Source organism: Mycolicibacterium baixiangningiae (assembly GCF_016313185.1).
GTDB classification, from domain to species: Bacteria; Actinomycetota; Actinomycetes; order Mycobacteriales; family Mycobacteriaceae; genus Mycobacterium; species Mycobacterium baixiangningiae.
The window spans coordinates 1,040,445-1,064,144 of record NZ_CP066218.1; the positions used below are offsets into that span (position 1 = coordinate 1,040,445).

Sequence of the window (23,700 nt, forward strand, 5' to 3'; positions counted from 1 at the left end):
ATTCACCAATCCCACTCGATCGGAGTGTGGTTGCCTTCGCTTCGCCTCGTCACGGGGTTTCCGTTCGGATCTATTCGCTGACCTGTCGCGTCCCGAAGCTCAACGTGAGGTGCTTCGCTACCGGGAGTGCGTGGACTTCCCTCCTTGATCGTCATTCGCACAATACCGTTCTCATCGACGTACTTCGGCGGTCCACCGGGCGACTGGGTCTTAGCCCAACCTTGTGAAGTCGCATAGTCCTCCAATTCGCTTGCTTTCGGTGTCCGACCCCTGAACAGGTCACCCAGGTTCCGGACTGCCGGAGGCTTTCCTTCTGGCTTCTCCTTGCGTCCGAGATTCTTGATCCGCTGCAGCTTCTGCCGTACTCCCGCGATGTCGTGAACCGTTTTGACACCCTTGCTGATGTTCTTCGAGAGCTTCCACGAGCCAATCGCTCCGGTGATCATCCGCGCGTACTTGGCGATCGAATGTGCCGCCTTGGCCGTACCTGCGACCGCTCCGACGCCGAAGGAGACGAATGACGCGGCAACCGCGATGGCCGCGGTGACGGCCAGTTCCTTCGCCAGTTCTTCGAGGATGTCTTCGAGTTGAGTCCGTAGATCCTCGAGCGCTGACTTGTACTCGCGACACGACTCGGACAGTTCAGCACATCCGTTGAGGACCGCTGACGCGGCGTCGCGCAGCTCCCCGAGGTCACGCACGATGTATTCGACTTCAGGTGAATGCGTGTCGCCGAAGGTGCGGGCGTCGACGTCCAGGCCTTCGACGATCGTCTTGGTTTGGTACACCGTCGCCAGGCGATCCCACGCATCGGCCGCGTTGGCGACCTTATCGGTGTCTCCGTCCGGAACCGGTACGCCTACCTGTGAGACCAACCCAATGGAGTCGTCCAGGAGTCCTTCGCCTGGCCCGCCCGCAGATGGAGTCGCAGCGAGCGTGCCGTCGACGGTTGCAGGATCGGCGGGCTTCGACGGCATCGGTGCGTGATTGCCAGGCGTCGAATTATGTTCCGCGACCGCGTGATTGTAGCCCGCCTGGATGATGACGCCGCCGTAGTTTTCCAGCGCCTTCACCAGATCGTTGGCAGCTCCGAGCACCTCGCTTGCGCGCTCGTCATAGGAGTAGCCCAGGCGGTCCCGGCATCGTCGGACCCGGCCATGGAACCGGTTTCACCAAGGATGTTCACGTTCACGGCGAACGCGTCGTACAGCTTGCCGGCTTTGTCGAATAGTCCCTTGCCGACCGCGTAGTAAGTCTCCGGATCGACGTCCTGCGTCACGTCAGCATGTCCCGATTGAGCTGCGCGGCTTCGGTGTAGTTGCGGTGGGCGTGGTCTGCGGCCTGTCGCAGTTCGGCGAGCGCTTCCCGCATCTGTGTTGCGCCGGAGACCCATTCGTCGTGCTGGGCCCGATGTGCCGTAGCCGCTTCTCCGGACCAGGTGGTGTGCAGGTCGGCGACTTGGCGGTCGACTCGAGCGGCGATTGCTTCCGCCCGCCGTTCGAATGATTGGAGCCTGTCTACGAATGCCAGCAGTTCATCCAGTTCGACCCGGTAGCGCATCAAAGTCCCAGATCCATCGTCGAATCCAACGTGGTCGCGGATGCCGTGTCCTGCTTGGCGTAGCGAGCGGCGGCGTGGCCAAGGTTGCGCGAGGATTCGGCGAGCGAGTCCACCAGGGTGGTGGCGCCCTCGCGCCACTCGTCCCAGATGGACGAGTACGCCGACGCTGCGGCGCCTGTCCATCCGCGTGACAAGGTGTCCCACTCTTGCTGCAGGCTCGCTAGCTCTTCGCGAAGCTCTTCGGCGTCATTGCTGATGGCGTGCGAGATGTTGAACGTCTCGTCAGCATCTACTTCCAAGTTGTCCATGGCTTCCCCCGGCGAATACGCAGTCAGCTAACAGCCTATGGGCCCGCCGAGTAGTCGGCCTGCACGAATTGCGCGCCCGGGATTCGAGGTGTGGGTTTCGTGCACTATTTCGACCGCCGCCGCACTGTGTCGCAGCATCAATCGCGGGTACTGCTCCAGACCATGGATGTGCACACCCTCGCCTTCGAATGGACCGACACCAACAAGCACTGGCTCATCGAAGTCCCTGTCCGGATCGCCGCGTACATCGCCGTCGCCCTGATCGCCCGCTACGTCCTGCACCGCATGATCGACCGCGCAGCCAACCGCAGCCGCAAGACCCGCAACACCTCTGACCAGGCATCTGTCAACAAGCCCCCGCTCCTGCGGCACCTGCGGGACAAGGCGCCGTTGTCGGTGGCGGGAATCAAAGCCGCCGAACGGCGAAGGCAGCGCGCGCAGACCATCGGGTCGGTGCTCAAATCGACGGTGTCGATCGTGATGTTGATCTGGCTCATACTGAGCATCCTCAACGTGGTCGGGGTCAACATCGCTCCCTTCATCGCCTCTGCCGGCATCGTCGGCTTGGCGATCGGTTTCGGCGCACAGAACCTGGTGCGCGATTTCGTCACGGGCGTATTCATGCTCTTGGAAGATCAATACGGGGTAGGGGACAACGTCGACCTCGGCGAAGCGGTCGGTGAGGTGGAAAGCGTCGGTCTCCGGGTCACCACCGTGCGCGATATCGACGGCACCCTCTGGTACGTCCGCAACGGTGAGATCGCGCGTGTCGGCAATATGAGCCAGGACTACGCGGTGGCTCGCGTTGAGTTGCCGGTCGCCTTGACCGCCAACGTCGACCAGGCCGAAACGGTGGCCGTCCAAGCCGCCGAGGAAGCGCTGGAGGATCCCGAGTTGGCCGCCAAGGTGCTCGGTAGTCCCGAGATGCTCGGGGTTCAGGACGTGTCGCCCGACCTCCTGACATTACGAATGACGATCAAGACTCGCCCCAATGCGCAGTGGTCGGTGCAGCGGCGACTGCGTCGCGACATCCTTCGCGCCTTCGACGAGAACGGGATCGAGCTGCCGATCCGGACGCCTCGCGTATACGCGGTCCCCGACGAGTGAGTCGGTCACTCCCCAGGCGCTTCACCGCACCGACCGCAATGAGCATGATGAGGCTCATCGGCAGCTGCCGCACTGGCGGCATTCGCGGAAACCCGATGCCGGCTGGGACGGGAACTCACGGCTAAACCGCGTCGAGCGGCGCGCTATCCCGCGCTTGTCGGAGGTATTGCCTACCCTCGGCCCATGGACTCCGCGGCAATCACCGCCGTGCGCGATCGGCATCCCGCATGGCGGCTACTCCGCGCGGGCAACGCGGTGTTGATTCTGTCCTTTCTTGGGGACTTCTTCGTCGAGGCCAACCGCGGGGCCTGCGCGGCGAGCCAGGTGGCAGACGCATTGGACGACCACCTGTACGCGCTCAACGCCGAGAACGCCGAGGCACGGTTCCCCAAGGATCCGCGCGCCTACCTAGAGGACTGGGCGGTCACTGAGGCCGGGTACCTGCGGCGGTTCTACCCTCCCGGTGACGACGAAGTCCACTACGAAGTGACGCCCGCGTTCGAGAAGGCCTACTCCTGGGTGGTCAGCCTGCAGGGCCGATCTTTCGTCGGGACCGAGTCCCGCCTGCACACCGTCGTCGAACTGCTGCGCCAGATCGTGCACGGAACGGAAGTTCACCCTGAGGCTCGGCTGGCCGAACTGCATCGCCGCCGCGCCGAGATTGACGCCGAGATCGCCGCCGTCGAGGCAGGTGACGTGGCCATGCTGGACGCGACCGGGGTGCGGGACCGCTATCAACAGTTGTCGACGACCGCGCGGGAGCTGCTGTCGGACTTTCGCGAAGTCGAAGAGAACTTCCGGGTATTGGACCGCTCGGCGCGGGAGAAGATCGCCGCATGGGACGGCTCGAAGGGCGAGCTGCTTGCCGAACTGGTTGGCAGCCGCTCGGAGATCGCCGGCTCTGACCAGGGACGCAGCTTCCAGTCGTTCTACGATTTCCTGCTCTCCGAGCAGCGCCAGAACGAGCTGGCGGATCTGCTCGCCAGGGTGGCGTCCCTCGACACCATCGACGTAGACCAACGGATCCGCGGAGTCCACCACGATTGGTCGGAGGCCGCCGACCGCGCGCAGCGCACCGTGCGGCAGATCTCCGAACAGCTGCGCCGCTTCCTCGACGACCAGGTGTGGCTGGAGAACCGCCGTGTCCTCGACCTGGTGCGCGCGGTGGAGGCCGTCGCACTCGAGGTGCGGGACCAGCCACCCACTTTCGGGCTGGAGGTCGACGAGCCTGGTATTGAGATGGTGCTGCCGTTCGAGCGGCCGTTGTACCAAGCGCCGGTAGCCGTCGAGGTCGAGAGCCACGTCGCCCAAGCCACCGAAACCGTCGATGCGGACCTGCTGTTCACCCAGACCTATGTCGACCAGGTACGTCTGGCCGAGATCATCCGCTCCGTTATGCCCGAGAATTCGTCGGCGCTCCTGTCGGATGTCGTCGCGCTGCATCCGATCGAGCAGGGGGCCGCCGAGATCGTCGGCTACCTCGCGCTCAACGACGAGGAGTTGACGATCGACGTGGACGACACGGACGAGACGGTCTTGGAGTACTCCGACCCCGTTGACCCGGACATCACCAAGCGGGCGAGGATGCCGAAGGTGACGGTGCGCCGTCGATGAGCGCTCGCGCGAAGAGGGAAGTGCCCCGATGAGCAACGAACGCGCCGTCGCCGCCGCCATCATCCGGCTGATGCAGGGCGTCGTCTACCGCATCTCCGATGAGGACACCTGGCTGACACTGGAACGCGCAGGCGCCGGCGTCCGCGACCACTTCGCCACCATCGGAATCGACGTGGTGGTCGACGACACCGAGGGTTACGCCTACCTTCGCTCCCGGCCCTCTGAAGAAGGCGAGGAGGCGTTGCCGCGGCTGGTGCGGCGACGGGCCCTGACCTACAACGTCAGCTTGCTGCTCGTGCTGCTGCGTAAGCGTCTCGTCGAATTCGAGACCAGCGGCGGTGAGGGCCGACTCGTGCTGAGCACCGACCAGATCGTGGAAATGCTTCGGCTGTTCCAGGCCGAATCCACTAACGACGCGCGCGTGGTGGACCAAGCGGAGACCACCATCAAGAAAGCCGCCGAGCTCGGCTTTCTTCGCCAGTTGCGTGGGCAGCGCGACCATTGGGAGGTGCGGCGCATCCTCAAGGCCTACGTCGATGCCCAGACACTCTCGGACTTCGCGAGCAAGCTCCGCGAGTATGCCGGAACGGCGGTCAATGATGACTGAAATGCTATCTGCTGCAGTCAAACAGCGCGGTGCAGGGTATCGACTGCAGTACGCGGAGGTCTACAACTGGGGCACCTTCGACGACCAGTCCTGGCGGTTCACCCCCGGAACGGAGACCTCTCTGCTGACCGGTGACATCGGGTCGGGCAAGTCGACCATCGTCGACGCGCTGACCACGTTGCTGGTGCCGTCACACAAGGCCGCCTACAACAAAGCCGCGGGTGCCGACGCCAAGGAGCGCACCCTGCGCTCCTACGTCGAGGGGCACTACAAGTCGGAACGCAACGAGACCACCGGAAAGTCTCGACCCAAGGGGCTGCGGGAGAATAAGCGCACCTACTCGGTGATCCTCGGTGTCTTCTACAACCACGGTCACGACGAGACGGTCGCCTTGGCCCAGGTATTTCAGCAGCGGGAAAGCACCGGGCAGCCGTATCGCTTCTTCGTGACGGCGCCCAAGGAACTCTCCGTGGCCACAGACTTCGCTGATTTCGGATCCGACCTGCGCGAGCTTCGCAAGAGACTGCGGGCCGGCGGTGCGGAGATCTTCGACGAGTTCCCGAAGTACGCAACTGCGTTGCGCCGTCTACTGGGCATCCGATCGGAGCAGGCGCTGGAGCTGTTCCACCAGACCGTATCCATGAAATCCGTTGGCAATCTTAACGATTTCGTGCGCGACCACATGCTCGAGCCGAGCGACTCGACCGACCGCGTCCGCGACATCATCGGGCATTTCGACGATCTGACCAGAGCGCACGACGCCGTCAAACGCGCCCGCGAGCAACTCGAAGCGCTCGAACCTATCGCCGATACCGCAGCCAAATACGATGCCGCCCTCGCCGAACGTGATGAGCTGGAACGTCAACGAGCGGCGGTCCGGCTTTTCATCGCCGAATCACACTCCGAACTGCTAGGCACAGAGATCGCCGGGCTCGAGGCGGACGGAGAGGCCCTGTGGCAGCAGCGCGATGCCGCCGAAGCCGAGCAGCGAAAGCTCAGCCACGAGCGAGAATCCCTGATCGAGGAGCGGGCGAAGGCGGGCGGAAATCGGATCGGTGAGTTGGAGCGGCTCGCCACCGAGGCCCGCTCCCAGGCCGACGCGCGTCGTCAAACCAAGACGCTGTTCGACAAGGCCGTCAGCGATGCCGGGTTGACACCAGTGACGGACCGGGAAGCCTTCGTCGCCTTGTCATCGACGGCCGCCGCTGAACGTGACCGATTGGCCGTTGACAAGAAGGAAGTCGACGCCCTGACCGTCGACGCGATCGGCCGAGAGCGAGACAGCCGGCGCAAGTGCGACGTCGTCGCCGAGGAGATCGCGAGCTTGGAACAACGCACGAACAACCTGCCTCATGAGCAGATTGCGGTGCGTGCCGAATTGTGCGCGGCGCTCGCCCTGACGCCGGAAGATCTGCCCTTTGCCGGCGAACTTCTCGACGTGCACGACGGGTACGCCGAATGGCGAGGGGCCGCAGAACGTGTGCTGCGGGGGTTCGCGCTCTCGCTGCTGGTGCCGCAGTCACGCTACGAAACGGTCGCCGGATGGGTCAATCAACGCAAGCTCACCGTCGCCGGACGCGGCGCCAAGCTGGTCTACGAACGAGTTCCGCAACACCGGGTGCGACTCCAGCCGACGGGGCACGACGGACTGCTTCTCGCTGACTGCATCGAGGTCCGCGACGGGGCGTTCCACCATTATCTGCGCACCGAACTTCTCAAGCGGGCCGACTATCGTTGCGCGACAAGCCTCGAACAGTTCCGCAGCGAGCGCCGGGCGGTCACCCGCGAAGGCCAGGTGCGGTCCGGGGACCGGCACGAGAAGGACGACCGGCACCGGGTCGACGACCCCCGCCGCTGGGTGCTCGGCTGGGTCAACGAACGCAAGATCGCGGCGCTACGTGCTGAATTGGGGGAGCTCGAGAACGAACGCGAGCAGGCTGCCACGGCAGCGGTCAGGCTAGGCGAGCAGCGCGAGGCGCTGCAGGCGCGGATGGACGCACTGCTGCGCGTGGAGGGTTTTCGGTCCTGGACCGATCTGGACGTCGACGATGCCGAAGCTCGCGCCAGAGACCACGACGCCGAGCGCACCCGATTGCAAGCTGGATCATCGCGGCTGGAGGAAATCACCCGCGCCCTCGAACAGAATTCCATCGACGGCGCTGCCATCGCCGAGCGGATCACGAAACTGACAGGCGACCTCGCCACCACGCAGGCCGCCATGCTGCGCGCGCAGCAGGAGCGCACCCGCGACGACGAGTTTGTCGGCAGCCACACAGAAGAGCAGCTGGAAACGTCACGGGCGTCCTACCCGGCCCTGCGTCAACGCCTTGGCAACAAGCGGCCCGAGCGCGCCTCCGGCTGCGCCGAGACCGAGACGGTGCTCTCGACCGACTTGCACCGGCGCATCGAGCGGCTTTCCGGTCAACTCAACGGCTACGGACTGAACTTGGGTCAGTACATGCTCGAGGTGCTCCGCCGCTGGCCCGAGCTGAACGCGGACATGGACGCCAACGTCGAGGCGCGCGGCGACTTCCTGGCGTTCCGCGACCGGGTCGCCACCGACGATCTGCCGCGCTTCGAAAGCGAATTCAAGGACCAGCTCAACAAGAACGCCATCCAGGAGCTGGCGGGATTCAACAACTGGCTCAACCGGCAGGCCGCAGCAATCGATGAACGCATCGACCGGATCAACCGCGCACTGGGCGCCGTGCCGTACAACCCGGGGCGCTTCATCCGCTTGGAGAAGGAGCCCACCACCAATCAGGATGTGGCGCAGTTTCGTTCGGACCTGCGCAATCTCACCAACGATATGCTCGCCGTCGACGGGGACCAGTATTCCGAGCTACGATTTCTCGACGTCAAGCGGATCATCGAGCGCTTCCGCGGCCGGGACGGCTTCGCGGAATCGGACAAGAACTGGACGCGTCGAGTCACCGACGTCCGCAACTGGTTCGTGTTTTCGGCCTCTGAACGAGACGTCGACACCGATATCGAGTGGGAGCACTACAGCGATTCCGACGGCAAATCCGGCGGGCAGAAGGAGAAGCTCGCCTATACGATCCTGGCGGCATCCCTGGCGTACCAGTTCGGACTCGAGTGGGGTGCCGAGAAGTCGCGCGACTTTCGGTTTGCTGTTATTGACGAGGCGTTCGGGCGTGGGTCGGACGTTTCGACGCGTTACGCGCTGGACCTGTTCGCGATGCTCGGACTGCAACTACTGATCGTCACACCGCTGCAGAAGGTGCACGTCATCGAGCCGTATGTGAAGTCCATCGGCATCGTCGACAACCCGACCGGAACATATTCGCGGCTGCAGACGATGACGATCGAGGAGTACCGGAAGCGGCGGGACGGACATCGGTCGTGAACCGCGGGTGGTCCGCACCTGAAGACATCGTCAGAAGGGTCCGGCGGCGATGGGACGACGGTTCGCTGTTGCGGGCGTACGCCCACGGTGACCCGTTCGCCGTAATCGAAGTACCCCTGCGTGGACCAACGTCGAGGGAGATCGGCGACGATATCACGGCCGTCCGCGAGTGGGTGGCGGCCCTGGACCGGGACAGCCGTGACGGCAGCCGATACGCGCTGGAATGGAAATCATTGGGCGGCAGGCACTTCGGCCGCAATAGCCTCCCTGCTCGTGCGATCATCTCGACGCACGACCAGGCGTGGCGGCTACTGGGCGTGACGCCGATGGTCTGCCGCTTCGACGAGCTACTGGAGTCCGCTCAGCGGCATCCGCCTATACACGATTGGATCGTGGCGCATCCCCACCGGGCGCTGGAACTCGCCCCAGAGCTGCCGCGGCTGGTCGCCGCCTACGAGTGGCTCGATGACCATCGCCATTCGCAGCGCTATCTGCGGGAGATCAGCGCACCGGGGGTGGACACGAAGTTCGTCGAGCGGCGTCGGACGGACTTAGCCGCCATGCTCGGGGTTTCGCCGACCGGGACCGGGTTCCTCGCCGATCTGGGCCTGCGGCCCAAGCCCACGTTGGTTCGGCTGCGACCGGCCCCCTTGTTGGGTTTGCCTGCCCCGCTCACCGAGCTGGCGGTGCGTTCGGAGGAGTTGGCACAACTCGACGTGAGACCACGGATCGCGGTGATCATCGAGAACGAGATCAGCTATCTGAGCGCCGAAGTCCCCGACCGCGGCGTGGTGATCTGGGGGAAGGGCTTCGAGGTCGACCGCATCGGCCGGCTGCCATGGCTCGCCGGCGTCCGTGCGGTGTATTGGGGAGACATCGACACCCACGGCTTCGCGATTCTCGATCGTCTGCGCGCGTGGCTGCCGGAGGTTGCCTCGGTGCTGATGGACCGCGCCACCCTGGTGAGCCATCGCGACCGCTGGGTGAGCGAAGACCGCCCGGCTAAGTCCGTCCTGACACGTCTGACACCGGACGAGCTCGATCTCTACCGGGATCTGGTGGAGGACAGCCTCGCGGAGCGGGTTCGGCTCGAACAGGAACGTATCGACTGGGATTGGGCCGAGGCGCGGTTACAGGCCGTCACCCGGGCGGAGGAGTGACAGCCGGGTGGGCATGTGTGTACATTGTGTGTATGGCCCGGCTGAACGTGTATGTCCCCGATGATTTAGCGGAGCACGCCAGGGCGCGTGGGTTGAATGTCTCGGCGCTGACTCAAGCCGCCATTCGCGCAGAACTGGAGGATGCCGCGACCGACACGTGGCTCGAGAGCTTGGACGCCAAGAGCACCGGTGCGCGGCATGGCGACGTGTTGGCTGCCATCGACGCCGCCCGCGACGAACTGGGAACATAAGCATGTCGTCGCCGTCCCCGCGGAAGCAGGTGGTCATCGACGCGAGTGCCATGGTCGACCTCCTCGCTCGCGCGGGTGATCGGTACTCCGCGGTGCGAGCGCGACTGGCGCGGACGGTGATGCATGCACCGGCCCACTTCGATGCCGAAGTGCTTTCGGCGCTTGGGCGACTGCAGCGTGCCGGCGCGCTCACCGTCGTGGAGGTCGATGCAGCACTTGACGAACTCCGACGGGCGCCGGTGACTCGGCACGATCTCACGCCCCTGGTGGTCGGAGCGTGGGCGCGCCGCGACACGCTCCGGCTGGCCGATGCGCTCTACGTCGAGCTGGCAGATACCGCTGGTCTGACGTTGCTGACGACGGACCAGAGGCTGGCACGTGCTTGGCCTTCGGCTGACGTGATCATCTGACTCGTCTGTCGCGCGAACAGGCAGCCCGCGGTCCGCCGGATGTTTGGGACCGCCCATCTCCGACCGAAGTTAACCGCACGCGCCACCATGTGAGGATCCAGAATCCGTGCACGAGTCCGCCGATGAGGACAACGGCGAGAGCGCAGAGCGCAGATAGTTATGGGATTCCGCTGGTAGCCTAGTCCCATGGAGGCTGTCATTGACTCCGGTGGTCGAATCGTCCTGCCCAAGCAGTTGCGTGATGCGCTGGGTCTGACTCCCGGATCCACAGTGGATATCTCCGCGTATGGCGGTGGGCTGCACGTCATTCCCGGAGGGCGGACGGCTCGACTCGAGCGGGATGAGGACGGGCGCCTGGTCGCGAGGGCGGATACCGTCGTCACCGATGAGATGATGTTCGCCCTCATCGATTCGGGACGGCGTTGACGCCGGCGCCGGTGACGGCGGTCGATACTAGCGTCGCGGTGCCCCTCCTCGTGACCTCGCACCCTCAACACGCCCTGATCGCGAAGTGGGCGAAGGCGCGGTCTCTCGGGCTCAGCGGGCACGCGTTGGCCGAAACCTACTCAGTGCTCACCCGCCTGCCTGCCGACGCTCGCGTCAGCCCTCCTGACGCGGTCGCACTGATCGACGAGAACTTCCCCGAATCCTTTCAACTCGGCGCCCGGGCCGCGCGTAACGCCCACCGCGAGTTCGCCCGGCGAGGAATCGCCGGGGGCGCGACCTATGACGGGCTTGTGGCCTTGGCCGCTCGTGAGCGCGGCGCCGTGCTGTTCACCCGAGATGCGCGCGCAAGATCAACGTACGAAACACTCGGGGTGAGCACGGAAGTGCTGGCAGACGGCTCCGAACCATGACAGTGTTTCAGTCCCTGACCACCTCGCGACTCGAAATCGTCTGTGTCCGTTTGTACAACCACGTGATGACGGCGGCGAACCCGACGACCCCAATAACCGAAGCCAGATTGCCGTCGTTGCCGGTGAAGATCGCGAAGGGGTCCTCGTTGCCGGTGCCGGCGACGAATCCGGCGAAGACGACGCCGTAGAGGCTTTCACCGACGATCAGGCCGGTGGCCAGCAGCACCCCGAGGCGCTTCTTGCGTTCCACATCGCCGCCGCTGCGCTGCGCCCACCGGTTGTAGAAATACCCGATCACCGCGCCGACCGCGATAATGAGAATGAGGCTCATCGGCAGGTACATCCCCATGCCGACCGCCAGCGGTGGCAACGCGAATCGCGTTCTGCGGTGCAGGATCTCATCGACAATGACGACCACGACTCCGATGGCGGCGCCCAGACCGATCAGCCCCCAATCCAGTGACCCGCCGAACACTCCCTTGGCCAGCGAGGAGATCAATGCGGCCTGCGGTGCGGCCAGCGCGTTCTCGGTGGCGCCGGGTGCACCGAGGAACCCGAACGCGGTCTGCATGAGGTCGAGCACCGGCGGAATGATCGCCGACCCGAACAACACGCCGATCACCAACGCCACCTGCTGTTTCCACGGCGTGGCGCCGACCAGCTGGCCCGTCTTGAGGTCCTGCAGATTGTCGTTGGAGATGGTGGCCACGCCGAACGTGATGGCCGCCGCGAACAGCGTGAACGCCACCAACGCGGTCGCCTGATCGTCGTTCGTCGGCCCGAACACGACTTTGATCAGCAGCGCGGCGACGAGCACCGTCAGGATGCCCACCCCAGAGATCGGGCTGTTCGACGACCCGATCAGGCCGGCCATGTAGCCGCACACCGCCGCGATCACCAGTCCGATGACGAAGATGAACACCACACTCGCCACGATGATCCCGGCCGAACTGCCCTGCAGCACCGTGCCGCGGCTGAAGTCCCACAGCAGCACCGCAATCGGCAGCAGCATCACCACGATGGTCCCCACCACGATGGGGAAGGGGATGTCGCGCTGGGTGATGTCGACCAGCTGCCCCTGCCGGCGGTCGCGTGCCGAGGTGAGCGCCTCGGCGATGCCCTTGACGATGGGGCGCAGGATCTTCAGCAGCGTCCACACCGCACCCACCGCGATCGCCCCGGCGCCGACGAACCGCACCTCGCTGGCGAACGCGCTGGAGACGACGTCAGCGACGGACTCACCCGTCGCGAAGTCCCCGATGGTGCGGATCGGCAGTATCACCCCGATCGAGATGACCATCCCGACCAGCATCGCGAAACCGACGGCCATCCCGACCAGATGCCCCACCCCGATCAACGCGAGCGACAGGCTGGCGCCGAACATCGAGCCACCGGCCCCGACACGGAAATACGCCGCAATGGAATTCGCCAGCACCTTGAGGTTCGCCAGCAGCGCGAACCCCGCCGCAACCAGCGCGCCGAGCGCGATGATCCGCAGGCCGGTGCGGTTGTCGGCGGCGCCCTCGCTGCGCTCACCGACCTTGAGCACCTCGGCCGCCGCGACCCCTTCGGGATAGGGCAGATCCGACCCGGTCACCAGAGCGCGGCGTAGCGGGATCGAGTACATCACGCCGAGGATGCCGCCGACGGCGCACACCGCGACGGTGGTCCAGTACGGGAACCCGGTCCAGTAGCCGATCATGATCAGGCCGGGTAGTACGAAGATGATCGCCGAGAGTGTGCCCGCGGCCGACGCCACGGTCTGGACGATGTTGTTCTCCACGATGGAGTGGTTGGCGAAGTTGCGCAGGATCGCCATCGAGATCACCGCCGCCGGGATGGCCGTGGCGAACGTCAATCCGACTTTGAGTCCCAGGTAGACGTTGGCAGCGGTGAAGACCAGCGTGATCACACCGCCGAGCAAGACCCCCCGGACGGTCAGTTCACGCAGCGTCGGTGTGGCGGGGGTTTCGACGGCCAACTCGGCATCCTCTCGGTCGCGGCGCACCGGGCCGACGGGGATCGCACGGCCATCCGGCACTACACGGTATGCCTCGAACCTGGCAACCGGCGGCCGGACGGACCTGTGTTTGTCGGTACCCACGGCCGCTACCGCCCGTCGCAGGCGCGTCGGATCGGCTGGGCGCCCCTGGCTGAGAAGCGAAGCCACCGACGGGCCGGCCGTGGTCTGCCGCCGCTCCCGGGACCGCATGCGCGACGGTGGGTACACCAGCTTCGTCGACTTCCGGTTCGCCCAATCACCGCAGTGCCCACACTGCGGTGGGCGGCGGGCGTCGCGATTCAGTTCGGAGTGCCGGCGGATCCGCAATCGTGGGGGCCGTGGCTCACGATCGCTGCTGCGTCAGAGGCGAGGACTAGCACTGCGGACTGTGCGGCCGCGAGTGGTGACTTCGCTGTGGTCGCTTCACGGTGTTTGCCCTGGCGTCCGGTCCGCTGGGCCCCCGTCCCGCCCCCATGTGCGTTCCCGCTCTGCGCCTCAGTAGCTTCGAGCAGCATATTGCTGCAACGGGCGCGGCCCCCGGTATGCCACGATAGATGTCGTCAGGGGGTGGTCATGAGTGAGCTGCGGGTTTCCGAGTCGATGGTCATCGGGGTTGCGGAAGAGCTACGCACGGTCGTTGACGGGACGCGGTCTGGTCTGACGAGCTTGGATGGCGAGCTGAGCCGTCTCTTGGGATCCGGATGGACGGGCGAGGCGGGGTCAGCGTTCGGCGAAGTGTGGGCTCGATGGCATGAGGGTGCGCACAACCTGGTGAAGGGCTTGGAAACGATGGCGTCGGCCTTGGAGCAGGCCGCACACGCGTATGGCAGCACCGATGCAGAGGGTCGGGCGACGGTCGATTCGGCGGGCATGTGATGGCGGGTTTTTCAGTCGACCTCGAGGCGCTGCTGTCGGGCGTCGATCAGATGTCGGCATTCCATTCCGACCTGGAACAGACGTTGGCGTCGGTACGTGCATCGATGACGGCGCTGGGGCTTTCGTGGCACGGTGAGGCGGCGTCGGCGCAGGAGACCGCGCAGCAGCAGTGGGACGCCGGAGCGCAGCAGTTGCGCGAAGCCTTGGCGCAGTTGCGGGACATCGCCGAGCAGGCGCATGCCAATTATTCGAACGCGGTCGCCACGAATCAGCGTATGTGGGGTTGACCTCTCATGGCGCCTATCGTCGTGGACCCCGATGCTGTCTCCGGAGCGGGACGAACCGTCACCGGAGTCGGCGACGAAGTCGCCGCAGCAGTCGGAGCGCTGTCGGCGAGTCTGGGCGGGGGCGCACCCAGCGGTCTGGACGCGGCCGGGATGGCGTTCGGGATGGCGTATCAGAAGTCTGCGCAGGCGCTGCTAGATGCCGGGGCCGGGTTGGTCAACGCGTCGCGCAACGTCGGATTCGGCGTGGGTATGTCGGCGACGAACTACTCGCAAGCCAATGCGGCGTCGACAATCGGTGGCGGCGCGGCGCCTCTCACGCCCCCAGAGAAACCCTCCGAGTTCGACACACCGCCCTGTCCGTCGTCGCTGGGCGGCGGCGTGCCTCCGCCGTTCTTGTGGTCGGTTCTGCAAACCTTCATTTCCGACACGTGGCCTGACGGTGATCCCGGTCGACTGCGGGCGTCGGCAGGAGCATGGCAGCGCTTCGCGTCGGCGATCAACGGGATCGCCGGTGAGCTGAGCGGTCCCGCGGGAGTCATTGCAGGCCAGCAGGTTCCCGAGGGTGGAGCGATGACGTCAGCCTTGGGAGAGTTGGCACGATCGTTCGACGGAGTTTCGATTGAGGCAGGGAATCTCGCCACACAGATCCGCGAATTCGCAGACGACGTCGAGTCGGCCCAGGACGCGATCCGCGACCTCTGTGATCGGATCTCGCCATCGGGACTCTTCGATGGCATCAAGGCGGTATTCAGCGGTGACGCCCTCGACGAAATCAAGGAGATCGCCGACGACGTCAAGGATGTGTTGGAGAACTTTGGTCGTCAGGCCGACGGTCGCATCGCGTTGATGGAGTCGTTGATCACGGCGCTCGACGATGCCGTGGTCTCGATGCAGCAGAAAGCTCGCCGCGAATTCACGCACTATCTCGGGGAGGACGTTGGCGGCGCGCTCGCAAGCCAATTGGAGTTTCGCTCGAACCTGAGCGAGGGAATCGTCAAGGCAGGGTTGGAATCCATTGCCGGGATTCAGCAGTTGGATCCGACGAGGTTCGCGTCGGATCCCGACGGTGCTCAAGCCGCGTGGGGTGGCCTTCTCGACACGCTCAAATATGCGACCCCGACCGGCGTCGCCATGGATCCGATGGGTGCACTCGACCACGGGAAGGACATGCTCAGCGGCCTTGGACACACCGAGGATTGGCGGGCGGATCGGCCGGGGCTGGGGCTCGGGGGTGTGCTGTTCGAGGTGGGGTCCGCCGCGACCGGCGTCGGCGCAGCGAAGTCCGGGCTTCGCGGTGCAGGTGCTGCGGCGGAAGCCGGTGAAGCGGGCCCGGCGGTCCGCGCAGCGGCAGGTGCGGCGGAAGCGACCGCTCCCATCGCGGGGCGAGCATCCGAAATCGCCGCCAGGCTGGACGACCTCACTACCTTTCCCGACGACATGCCCTCTGGTGCCGCGTCGGGAGCCCACGGGCCGGCGCTGCCGCCCTCCCTGGCTGAGCCGGGTGGACCGCCAACTCCGAAGACGCCTCCGTTTTCGGAATCGACTGTGCCTCAGGGAGTTCCGCATTCGGTACCGGATTCTGCTGGGCCGCGTCCCGCTGGCCTGCCTTCGCAGCCGATGCCTGATGCCGGTGGTTCGGGTGCGGAGGTGCCCCCACCGCACAGTGCCCTTGAAGGCGGGACACCGTCGACCAACAGTGCGGTGGGTACGCCATCCGATGCGTCGAGTACGTCTGCGGGTTCACCGCACGATACCGGCTCTGGGCCATCACAGCCGACGCCCGAGCGCACCTCGACCGACTCCGACAGCGGATTGGGGCACTCCGCCCGGGCAGCACCCTCGGAAGTACCAGCGTCCCCGCCGAGAACTGATTCGGCGCCTCCATTGCCGACAGCGCCAGAACCGCACCCGGGGACTCCCCATGATTCGAGCCAATCCGCGGAAGCGGCGACGCATTCGGACCATGGGCCACCCAAGGATTCAGAGGGTCAACCGGATAATTTGGATGGGCAGCTAAAGAATCCCGCTGGCGACCCCCTCCATTCTGGTAACCCGGAAGGCGACGGCTGGCACCGTCGAGATGACGAACCGCTGGATCCCAACTACGGCCACGCCATCTTGGAAGACCATTGGGAGTATCCCGATTACCCAACCGATATCGACCCGGAAGTGCGTCAGCTCATCGCCGATCCCGATGCACCATGGGGCCGAGATACTCATGGTGTTCCTCTGACGAAGGCAGAATACGAGTCACTGTTCAATAAGGTCGGTCCGGATGGGCAGGAATGGCAAAACTATCCGCCGAATGCTGGAGCCGCACCGGGGACTCGAGTGGTCTATGACTCCATGGAGGCCTTTACGCGCGACTTCGGTGCGCAAGGCGACGGCTCTGTCCGCGTCGACAGGCTTGGCAAGGTGGACGGTGATTACCTCGGTTTGATGCCCGACGGAGTGCCAGCGACATTCGAGCAGCGTTCATTGCCGAATTACAATCTGACTCAGCCCTACCACCAGTACTTGTTGTCCGGTGAGTTGCCGACGGGATGGAGGGTCGAGGTCTCGGAAGTTGCGCCAGCGTTTGCGCGAGAAGGGGGTGGGGTTCAGGTGCTCGTGCTTGACACGTTAGGCAGACCTGTCACCGTGAGCACACTCAAGGAGATGGGGCTCCTTCGATGAGCGCGCTTAGCCCTTCCCACGAACTGACGACCTGGGCGAATCGAGCCGGGTATTCGGTGACGGCGTCAGATAAGACGAACGCAACCGTATTCTGGTCGGATCCAGGTGGTGAGATCCGGTACTACTGTCGCAACGAAGATGACGAGCACATCCGCTTGACTCGAGTAACTCGGGATGGCCCCGAGGAGCTTGTCCTCATAGCCGCAACGTTTGCGATCCTGCAGCGCTACATGATCGGAAGGTTCGGGAATGTCATTCGAGACGAGCTCGGGCTTGATGTTTTGCGCCCGCCATGGACGGCTGATCAGTTGGCAGAGGGATATGCACTCACCGACATGGACGACGATGGCTGCCGCGCTCTCTTGAGGAACGGCTCAGTTGTCGCCAAGGCGCCAGAAGCCACGTTGAGCCTCCTCGCGCTGGTCCCGCTGTCCCACTACATGCGCTTGAGCACTGCTGACTTGATGGACTCATTCCTCGACCCACACGGTGCGCCACTGCTCGCTAACGGACGTTACGCATAGGGGGTTCGCTATGACCGCGGCGTCCGGGAGACATCGTGTGACGATCATCGCGGACGCCGCTGGAAGGAAAGGATGAAGTTCGAAAAGGCCGTCTCTTCAGAGGACCACCGGCGCCGACTGGCGACGCGCGGGAGGCTCACTGTTCGACGCGCGATCGCCCTGCACAGTGACTCATCCGGCACATGCCCGAAGGGGGTGCCGGTTACCAACCGCCCGAATAGGAGGGGAAAACGATCGGCGATCTGCCGCACACCGGGCAGAATTCGCACGAGTGCCGGAGCGCTCACGGCGGGCGAAAAGTAGGCGGCGCGGGGGAAAACGCCAAAAAAGAGAGACCGAAAGCCGCAACCTCTGTGACCTCTCGCAATGACCGCACACGTGCGGGATCCGCGCCTGACTCAAACTAGCCGTGCGCCGGGCGTATTCGCAAGGTCACCGCGCATTGCGTAGCGCGACCAGCGACACCAGGCCCATCTCGCGGTACAGCACCTCCGGCGGCAGTTGCCGGAAGCCGCGAACCCCCGGGATGCCGGTCGCTGCCTGCGCGATCTTGCGGGCGATCCGGTAGTCGAGGTCCTTGAGCGAGCCCCGATCCGTCGTCGCGTCGAGCAGCGCCGACAACCCGGCCACGGCGAACGGGCTCGTGACGTCGAGCATGACGTTGGTGGCGGCGACCAGGTGGTGCGCGCGCTCGCGCACGGGCATCTGCGACAGCGTGGGCACCGACCCGTCGATCCGCGCCGCGATGCGAGCGACAAAGCGACGCAACCGATGTGCGCCAAGCATGACGGTGCCGGCGGACGTCACCGACATTCCGAGGCAGTCGATCCGGTCCCGGCCGCGGTACGCGGGATCGACCGTGCAGGGTCGGCCGCGCCCACTCAGCGCGGTGCGCAGCTCCTTGCTCAGCTTGCGTTTGACGCCCAGTTCCGCGACGAGCGCGTCGACCCTGGTGTCCGCCTCGTGGATCGCCGCGAGATCGCTATGGGCGATGATGAAGTCGTCGTTGTAGCGCGCGTAGAACACCCCGTCGATGGCGCTGATCGCCCGGTCCATCGGCACCACCGCGAGATTCCCGAGTACCGGCACCAGCGGCGTTCCCATCGCGACACCGTTGAGCCGGGTGAACTCCGTGCCGTCCTCGCCGCGTACCACGGGGCGCACCAGGATGGTGATCAGATCCCATGCAACAGAACTGATCTCGCCGCTATCTGTGCCCAGAGACGCCACCTCCCGCAGGATGCGCCACAACGCGGCATCCTGACCGACCGGGAGGTTGTCGCCGTACTTCTCGAAGTCGGACTGCAGCACGTACAGCGGCCCGCCGGCCGGCCCGACCCGCTGGCGATGGGCGCGGATGTAGGCGGCGAACGCCCGCATCGCCCCGACGTTGGTCAATCCCGGCAGGTAGCTGTAGACGCCGGGCAGGCCGTAGCAGCGGGCATTGGTCGACAGCAGCTTGAACAGCGCCGAACCGACGATGTGATCGACGAAGCCCGGCATGTGCGCGGTGCGGCGCTTGCCGTTGGTCTCGAGGAACCACAGATCGACAGGCTGCGGCCGATAGGTGCCGTCGGCGATACTAGAAGCGATGGCGCGGGACAACGCTTTTCGATCCGTCGCCGCATCGAAATAGGTGACTCCGTCGGACACCTCGTGGAAACCCATGCCGCGTTCGTTGCGCTTGGTGTAGATGCGCAGGATGGTGGATTCGTAGGTTGCGGGGTCGACCAGGCACCGGTCGATGTCGACCGGTTCAAGCGCCATGGTCGGCGCCCTCCCGCTCCCACTGGCCCAGTCGCCATGACTTGAGCGTCCTCAGCCAGCGCTGGAAGTGCGCCGGGTCGGGGTCCGGCGGCAGGAGGAAGATCATCCGCACCTTGTTTTGATGGAAGACCGGGGAGAGCCAGCGGCCTGCCACCGACACCACCAACGCGTCGTCGTCGAGACTTCTCATGGCCGTCGGCAGGATCGCCGGCACCAGGTCGGCATCGAGCGTCCGCATGACGCGGGCGCCGGCGCGAGTGTCCAAATCGGCGACCACCCCGGCGGGAAAGATGTCGAGGAATTCAGGGCTCAGGAACTTCGGGCTTTGCGGTGCCCTCGGCACTCCCGCAAGGGGTTTGAGCCATCGGTCGGTGACGATGCGGTCGAGTGCGTCGCGGCCGTTGGCTGCCGGCTCTCGCCAGAACCGCCCCCGGTGGGCGGCGCCGCCGGTGACGGTCTGCACCTCGAGGTGGGGCTGTCGGTCCCCGTCGACGGCCGACCCACGCTCGTAGAAGACCAGCGACGTCGCCGAACAGAAGGCAAGACATCCTCTGTCGGTCAACGTGTTTCGCATCGTGTCGACGGCGGCCGCGCGCTGCCGTTGCGGAATCCACTCCGGGATGGTGATCGTGCCGGCACGCACCGGTCCCGGTTCTGCGGCCAACGCCCGAATCCAGTCACCGAGCGGCAACTGGGTGGGGACCGCCGGTGTGCGGTCCTCGAAGTGCTGCAGGTTGATGTGCACGATCAGCAGAGCGATCATCGCCGCGGTGATCTCGAGGAGGTCCGAGGCGGGATTCACGTCGATCCACACCAGCGCGAACAGCACGCCCGTGAACACGATGGTCAGGTTGAGCGCATGGAACCGGCCCTCGGCGAACAGCCGGATCTGATAGGTCCCGATGAAGCTGCGCACGACGAACAGGGGGAGCAGTGCCAGCAGGAACATGAAGGGGATACCGGGGAGGACGAACAGTCCCAACACCACTGCCAGCGCCCAGAAGTACAGGGTGACCACCGGCGTGACCAGGAGCAGTCGGTGAAAGACCCACATCCGGTACTCCCGCAGTGCCGGGATGCGCCGCAGCCGGACGAAATCGAAGTAGAACACCGCCGTGGCCTCGTAGGCGCCGCGCAACAGTGGGAGCACCAGGTAGAAGAACTGGAAGGCGTCGATATCGCGCCAGGCCTCGAAGCCGGCGGTGAGATCGAAGGAGCGTGTGCTCGTGCCGTAGATCCCGGCGATCGCGAGGACGGCGATCGCGTCGAGCCGCAGACCGAGTCCCGCGATCGTGGCGTCGATGCCCTGCCGGATCGGGATTTTGGGCAGCCGGGCACGAAGCCCTCGAGATGCCCGGACATTCGGAGATACGCCGTTGAGGCGGTACAGGCGCAGGGCGAAGTGGACGGTGATCCAGATGGAGAGCGCATTCGAGGCGATGATCGCGATCACCACGGCGGCAGTGGGATAGAAGAACACCCCCGCGCCGATCACCACGATCTGCACGGCGGTCGGAGCGAACAGCGTCCACAGCGGCCGGTAGATCCGTCGGGTGGCGTACATGCCGGAATGCAACACCCGCACCGGCATTCGCAGCGCGAGCTCGATGACGACCAGGAAGGCGTACAGCAGGCCCATCGGGTCGTCGTCGGCGGGAAGCAGCCACAACGCGACCACCGCACCGGCGACCGCCACGGCCGTCGCCGCGAGCACCGATAGCACGAGCCAGCTGCCGATCTCCCTCTCGACGGCGTCGCGGTCGCGGGTCAGCGACAACCCGCGGAGACGTTCGCGCATCACCTCGAGCAGTCCCCACCAGGCACCGCTGACGATCAGGCTGCCGACGCGCAGGATCATCACCGTGAACGCCGCCAGACCGCCGAGGCTGGTGAGGATGATCAGGAACTCGGCGACGTGGACGACGAACGTCGCACCGTCGACGACCAGGGCGTAGCGCAGGCGGTACCAGAAGTACCCGAACATCTTCCCGGTCAGCAGGCAGGCGTACAGGGAGACGGTGCGTTGCTCGCGGCGCCCCGTGCGGTCGAACCACCGGTCGATGTCGTTCACCCGGAGGTCCTCCACCACGGCGACACGTCCGCAACACCTTTCGTCGACGATCGCGCAACGCCGACGTTGCTGTGGGAGGCTGGCACACGGAGTGAGCGCGGATAATTCCTGCTGACCCTACGTGAAAGGGTGCACCATGCGGCGAGGGGACGTAGCCGTATTGTCGATTTCCGCAGCGCTGGCCGCAGTCGTCGTCGCCGCCGTCACCTACAGCGTGACCGTTCTCGACCGCACGCCGAACCCGTCCGCGCTGGTGTCCGACGACGCCGCCGGGAGTTTGTTGGTGCTCACCTGGGCGCCCAGCTTCTGCACCGTCGAACCGGAGAACGCGGCGTGCGAGTCCGGCGAGGTCTCCACGGTGGGCCAGACTCTGGTGCTGCACGGCCTGTGGCCGCAGCCGCGCGACCGGCAGTACTGCGGTGTGCCAGAGGAATTGCGCGATCACGAATCCGCGCTGCCGCCCGTGCAGTTGTCGGACGACGTTCGTGACCGGCTGCGGTCGACGACGGTCGACACCGCAACGCTGCTGCACCACGAGTGGTACACCCACGGCACCTGCGCGGCGGTCTCGCCGGATACCTATTTCGGGGATGCGGTGACCCTGGCCGACGAAGCGCGTGAGGTCCTCGATCCCGTGCTGCGCGACGCGGCGGGCGGCAGGCTGACATTGGGTGCCGTCCGCGAGCGTATCGACGACACGTTCGGCGGCGGGACCGGACAGCGGATCGGGCTCGGCTGCCGAACGGCAGCCGGCGCGGGAGCCGTCATCGTCGAGGTGCGGCTGTCCCTGCCGCCGGTGGTCGCCCTGCGGTCCGCCGACGGCACCGTCTCCTTGGCGGAGTCGCTTCGCGAGGGGCCACCTATGCCAGCGCAGTGCAGGCACGGCAGCGTGCCGTGAGTAGGAACACGGCGCTTGCGGCCGTCCTGTCCCGTCATGTGTCGCGCTGAGCATTGCGGGTACTGCTCCAGACCATGGATGTGCATACCCTGGCCTTCGAGTGGACGGACACCAACAAGCATTGGCTTCTCGAGGTCCCCATCCGGATCGCCGCGTATATCGCTGTCGCCCTGATCGCCCGCTACGTCCTGCACCGCATGATCGACCGCGCGGCCAGCCGCAGCCGCAAGACCCGCGGCACGTCTGACCAGGCGTCGGTCAACAAGCCCCCGCTCCTGCGGCACCTGCGTGACCGCGCACCGTTGTCGGTGGCCGGGATCAAATCCGCCGAACGGCGACAGCAGCGCGCGCAGACCATCGGGTCGGTGCTGAAATCGACCGTCTCGATCGTGATGTTGATCTGGCTCATGCTGAGCATCCTCAACGTGGTCGGGGTCAACATCGCTCCCTTCATCGCCTCCGCCGGTGTCGTGGGCCTGGCCATCGGTTTCGGTGCGCAGAACCTGGTACGCGATTTCGTCACCGGCGTGTTCATGCTGCTCGAAGACCAGTACGGGGTCGGGGACAACGTCGACCTCGGCGAAGCGGTCGGAGAGGTGGAAAGCGTCGGTCTGAGAATCACCACCGTGCGCGATATCGACGGCACCCTCTGGTACGTCCGCAACGGTGAGATCGCGCGCGTCGGCAACATGAGCCAGGACTACGCCGTCGCTCGCGTCGAGCTGCCGGTCGCGTTGACCGCTGATGTCGCGCGTGCCGAGAGCGTGGCGGTCGAAGCCGCCGAGGAAGCCCTCGAGGATCCTGAGTTGGCCGCGAAGGTGCTCGGCAAACCGGAGATGCTCGGGGTGCAGGAGGTGTCGCCCGACCTCCTGACGTTGCGGATGACGATCAAGACGCGGCCGAATGCGCAGTGGTCGGTGCAGCGACGACTGCGTCGCGAGATTCTGCGCGCCTACGACGAGAACGGGATCGACCTGCCGATTCGGCAAGGTCGGGTGTACGCAGTGGGCGACGAGTAGTCCCGTCGAGTCATCTGGCGGTGTCCGCCGCGAACCGCTCGTGAGGCAATGGTGGCGATTTACCATCGCAAGATGCGAACCTTGCGCCTGCGCAATGTGCCCGACGACGTAATGGACCGCCTCGAACGGTTGGCGCAAGCTGCGAGGACTTCGGTCGCTGCGGTGGCGATTCGCGAACTCGATGCGGCGACGCGCCGCGTCGACAACGCCTCATTGGTCGCGACGCTCCCGGACCTGGGAATCCGCGGGGAGGCGATCGTGGAGCACGTTGACGCTGATCGCAGGTGAGCGTTCTCGCTGACGACGAAGGCGCCTGACACGCGCCGAAACTGCGGTCAG

The 23,700-nt window shown here is 65.4% G+C and carries 23 protein-coding genes; 16 read left to right on the forward strand and 7 right to left on the reverse strand.

Annotated elements, in window-relative coordinates:
- Window positions 1-2: 2 nt before the first annotated feature.
- The 4 genes from I7X18_RS29495 to I7X18_RS04900 are packed head-to-tail and all read right to left on the reverse strand — an operon-like array spanning window position 3 to window position 1,868.
- Window positions 3-1,073: a WXG100-like domain-containing protein gene (locus I7X18_RS29495; protein ID WP_226862913.1), complete on the reverse strand. Its 1,071-nt coding sequence runs from the start codon at window positions 1,071-1,073 to the stop codon at window positions 3-5.
- Window positions 1,070-1,279, reverse strand: a complete 210-nt coding sequence (locus I7X18_RS29500) for a hypothetical protein (protein WP_226862911.1) — start codon at window positions 1,277-1,279, stop codon at window positions 1,070-1,072. Before I7X18_RS29500 ends, I7X18_RS29495 begins: the two co-directional genes overlap by 4 nt.
- A complete protein-coding gene (locus I7X18_RS04895) occupies window positions 1,276-1,560 on the reverse strand; it encodes a WXG100 family type VII secretion target (RefSeq protein WP_193044292.1) in 285 nt (94 codons plus the stop codon). Before I7X18_RS04895 ends, I7X18_RS29500 begins: the two co-directional genes overlap by 4 nt.
- Window positions 1,560-1,868 carry a WXG100 family type VII secretion target gene (locus I7X18_RS04900; RefSeq protein WP_193044291.1) on the reverse strand — a complete coding sequence of 103 codons (309 nt, stop codon included), beginning with the start codon at window positions 1,866-1,868 and terminating at the stop codon, window positions 1,560-1,562. The genes I7X18_RS04895 and I7X18_RS04900 overlap by 1 nt, the downstream gene beginning before the upstream one ends.
- A gap of 162 nt (window positions 1,869-2,030) precedes the next feature.
- Here I7X18_RS04900 and I7X18_RS04905 point away from each other — a divergent pair, with 162 nt between their 5' ends.
- From I7X18_RS04905 to I7X18_RS04945, 9 genes are all read left to right on the forward strand, one after another.
- Window positions 2,031-2,975, forward strand: coding sequence for a mechanosensitive ion channel family protein (locus tag I7X18_RS04905; RefSeq protein ID WP_193044978.1), 945 nt, complete (start codon window positions 2,031-2,033; stop codon window positions 2,973-2,975).
- Window positions 2,976-3,158: 183 nt separating this feature from the next.
- Window positions 3,159-4,589, forward strand: coding sequence for a DUF3375 domain-containing protein (locus tag I7X18_RS04910; protein WP_193044290.1), 1,431 nt, complete (start codon window positions 3,159-3,161; stop codon window positions 4,587-4,589).
- 28 nt (window positions 4,590-4,617) lie between these two features.
- Window positions 4,618-5,196 carry a DUF4194 domain-containing protein gene (locus I7X18_RS04915; protein ID WP_193044289.1) on the forward strand — a complete coding sequence of 193 codons (579 nt, stop codon included), beginning with the start codon at window positions 4,618-4,620 and terminating at the stop codon, window positions 5,194-5,196.
- Entirely contained in the window at window positions 5,189-8,563 is a 3,375-nt protein-coding gene (locus I7X18_RS04920; protein WP_193044288.1) for an ATP-binding protein, read from the forward strand. The genes I7X18_RS04915 and I7X18_RS04920 overlap by 8 nt, the downstream gene beginning before the upstream one ends.
- Window positions 8,560-9,723 (forward strand): Wadjet anti-phage system protein JetD domain-containing protein, encoded by a 1,164-nt coding sequence (locus I7X18_RS04925; RefSeq protein ID WP_193044287.1) that lies wholly within the window; start codon window positions 8,560-8,562, stop codon window positions 9,721-9,723. Before I7X18_RS04920 ends, I7X18_RS04925 begins: the two co-directional genes overlap by 4 nt.
- 32 nt (window positions 9,724-9,755) lie before the next feature.
- Complete coding sequence (locus I7X18_RS04930; RefSeq protein ID WP_193044286.1) at window positions 9,756-9,974, forward strand: type II toxin-antitoxin system CcdA family antitoxin; 219 nt, start codon at window positions 9,756-9,758, stop codon at window positions 9,972-9,974.
- A 2-nt stretch (window positions 9,975-9,976) separates the two neighbouring features.
- Window positions 9,977-10,384 carry a type II toxin-antitoxin system VapC family toxin gene (locus tag I7X18_RS04935; RefSeq protein WP_193044285.1) on the forward strand — a complete coding sequence of 136 codons (408 nt, stop codon included), beginning with the start codon at window positions 9,977-9,979 and terminating at the stop codon, window positions 10,382-10,384.
- Between the two features lie 186 nt (window positions 10,385-10,570).
- Window positions 10,571-10,810 carry an AbrB/MazE/SpoVT family DNA-binding domain-containing protein gene (locus tag I7X18_RS04940; RefSeq protein WP_193044284.1) on the forward strand — a complete coding sequence of 80 codons (240 nt, stop codon included), beginning with the start codon at window positions 10,571-10,573 and terminating at the stop codon, window positions 10,808-10,810.
- Window positions 10,807-11,241, forward strand: coding sequence for a type II toxin-antitoxin system VapC family toxin (locus I7X18_RS04945; protein WP_193044283.1), 435 nt, complete (start codon window positions 10,807-10,809; stop codon window positions 11,239-11,241). The genes I7X18_RS04940 and I7X18_RS04945 overlap by 4 nt, the downstream gene beginning before the upstream one ends.
- 7 nt (window positions 11,242-11,248) lie before the next feature.
- Here the strand turns inward: I7X18_RS04945 and I7X18_RS04950 are convergent, their stop codons facing one another.
- The gene (locus I7X18_RS04950) at window positions 11,249-13,249 is read right to left on the reverse strand and encodes an OPT family oligopeptide transporter (protein ID WP_193044977.1); all 2,001 of its coding nucleotides are present in this window, start codon (window positions 13,247-13,249) and stop codon (window positions 11,249-11,251) included.
- 567 nt (window positions 13,250-13,816) lie between these two features.
- On the opposite strand from I7X18_RS04950, the gene I7X18_RS04955 reads away from it, so the two are divergent.
- From I7X18_RS04955 to I7X18_RS04970, 4 genes are all read left to right on the forward strand, one after another.
- Window positions 13,817-14,119 carry a WXG100 family type VII secretion target gene (locus I7X18_RS04955; RefSeq protein WP_193044282.1) on the forward strand — a complete coding sequence of 101 codons (303 nt, stop codon included), beginning with the start codon at window positions 13,817-13,819 and terminating at the stop codon, window positions 14,117-14,119.
- Window positions 14,119-14,406: a WXG100 family type VII secretion target gene (locus I7X18_RS04960; RefSeq protein ID WP_193044281.1), complete on the forward strand. Its 288-nt coding sequence runs from the start codon at window positions 14,119-14,121 to the stop codon at window positions 14,404-14,406. The genes I7X18_RS04955 and I7X18_RS04960 overlap by 1 nt, the downstream gene beginning before the upstream one ends.
- Before the next feature lie 162 nt (window positions 14,407-14,568).
- The gene (locus I7X18_RS04965) at window positions 14,569-17,082 is read left to right on the forward strand and encodes a glycohydrolase toxin TNT-related protein (RefSeq protein ID WP_193044280.1); all 2,514 of its coding nucleotides are present in this window, start codon (window positions 14,569-14,571) and stop codon (window positions 17,080-17,082) included.
- Window positions 17,079-17,606, forward strand: coding sequence for an Imm61 family immunity protein (locus I7X18_RS04970; RefSeq protein ID WP_193044279.1), 528 nt, complete (start codon window positions 17,079-17,081; stop codon window positions 17,604-17,606). Before I7X18_RS04965 ends, I7X18_RS04970 begins: the two co-directional genes overlap by 4 nt.
- A 432-nt stretch (window positions 17,607-18,038) precedes the next feature.
- Here I7X18_RS04970 and I7X18_RS04975 read toward each other — a convergent pair whose 3' ends face one another.
- On the reverse strand, window positions 18,039-19,373 hold the full coding sequence (locus I7X18_RS04975; protein ID WP_193044278.1) for a reverse transcriptase family protein: 1,335 nt from the start codon (window positions 19,371-19,373) through the stop codon (window positions 18,039-18,041).
- Complete coding sequence (locus I7X18_RS04980; RefSeq protein WP_193044277.1) at window positions 19,363-21,444, reverse strand: hypothetical protein; 2,082 nt, start codon at window positions 21,442-21,444, stop codon at window positions 19,363-19,365. The genes I7X18_RS04975 and I7X18_RS04980 overlap by 11 nt, the downstream gene beginning before the upstream one ends.
- 136 nt (window positions 21,445-21,580) lie before the next feature.
- Between I7X18_RS04980 and I7X18_RS04985 the strand changes: the two genes are divergently transcribed.
- From I7X18_RS04985 to I7X18_RS04995, 3 genes are all read left to right on the forward strand, one after another.
- A complete protein-coding gene (locus tag I7X18_RS04985; protein ID WP_193044276.1) occupies window positions 21,581-22,342 on the forward strand; it encodes a ribonuclease T2 family protein in 762 nt (253 codons plus the stop codon).
- A 74-nt stretch (window positions 22,343-22,416) separates the two neighbouring features.
- A complete protein-coding gene (locus I7X18_RS04990) occupies window positions 22,417-23,361 on the forward strand; it encodes a mechanosensitive ion channel family protein (protein ID WP_193044275.1) in 945 nt (314 codons plus the stop codon).
- Window positions 23,362-23,433: 72 nt separating this feature from the next.
- A complete protein-coding gene (locus tag I7X18_RS04995) occupies window positions 23,434-23,649 on the forward strand; it encodes an antitoxin (RefSeq protein ID WP_193044274.1) in 216 nt (71 codons plus the stop codon).
- Window positions 23,650-23,700: the final 51 nt, after the last annotated feature.

Bases quoted from the DNA above. Each gene is read 5' to 3' on its own strand.
- I7X18_RS04895 (WP_193044292.1), bottom strand. From the start codon at position 1,560: ATGCGCTACCGGGTCGAACTGGATGAACTGCTGGCATTCGTAGACAGG.
- I7X18_RS04900 (WP_193044291.1), bottom strand. From the start codon at position 1,868: ATGGACAACTTGGAAGTAGATGCTGACGAGACGTTCAACATCTCGCAC.
- I7X18_RS04905 (WP_193044978.1), top strand. From the start codon at position 2,031: ATGGATGTGCACACCCTCGCCTTCGAATGGACCGACACCAACAAGCAC.
- I7X18_RS04910 (WP_193044290.1), top strand. From the start codon at position 3,159: ATGGACTCCGCGGCAATCACCGCCGTGCGCGATCGGCATCCCGCATGG.
- I7X18_RS04915 (WP_193044289.1), top strand. From the start codon at position 4,618: ATGAGCAACGAACGCGCCGTCGCCGCCGCCATCATCCGGCTGATGCAG.
- I7X18_RS04920 (WP_193044288.1), top strand. From the start codon at position 5,189: ATGACTGAAATGCTATCTGCTGCAGTCAAACAGCGCGGTGCAGGGTAT.
- I7X18_RS04930 (WP_193044286.1), top strand. From the start codon at position 9,756: ATGGCCCGGCTGAACGTGTATGTCCCCGATGATTTAGCGGAGCACGCC.
- I7X18_RS04935 (WP_193044285.1), top strand. From the start codon at position 9,977: ATGTCGTCGCCGTCCCCGCGGAAGCAGGTGGTCATCGACGCGAGTGCC.
- I7X18_RS04940 (WP_193044284.1), top strand. From the start codon at position 10,571: ATGGAGGCTGTCATTGACTCCGGTGGTCGAATCGTCCTGCCCAAGCAG.
- I7X18_RS04955 (WP_193044282.1), top strand. From the start codon at position 13,817: ATGAGTGAGCTGCGGGTTTCCGAGTCGATGGTCATCGGGGTTGCGGAA.
- I7X18_RS04960 (WP_193044281.1), top strand. From the start codon at position 14,119: ATGGCGGGTTTTTCAGTCGACCTCGAGGCGCTGCTGTCGGGCGTCGAT.
- I7X18_RS04965 (WP_193044280.1), top strand. From the start codon at position 14,569: ATGGCGTATCAGAAGTCTGCGCAGGCGCTGCTAGATGCCGGGGCCGGG.
- I7X18_RS04970 (WP_193044279.1), top strand. From the start codon at position 17,079: ATGAGCGCGCTTAGCCCTTCCCACGAACTGACGACCTGGGCGAATCGA.
- I7X18_RS04975 (WP_193044278.1), bottom strand. From the start codon at position 19,373: ATGGCGCTTGAACCGGTCGACATCGACCGGTGCCTGGTCGACCCCGCA.
- I7X18_RS04985 (WP_193044276.1), top strand. From the start codon at position 21,581: ATGCGGCGAGGGGACGTAGCCGTATTGTCGATTTCCGCAGCGCTGGCC.
- I7X18_RS04990 (WP_193044275.1), top strand. From the start codon at position 22,417: ATGGATGTGCATACCCTGGCCTTCGAGTGGACGGACACCAACAAGCAT.
- I7X18_RS04995 (WP_193044274.1), top strand. From the start codon at position 23,434: ATGCGAACCTTGCGCCTGCGCAATGTGCCCGACGACGTAATGGACCGC.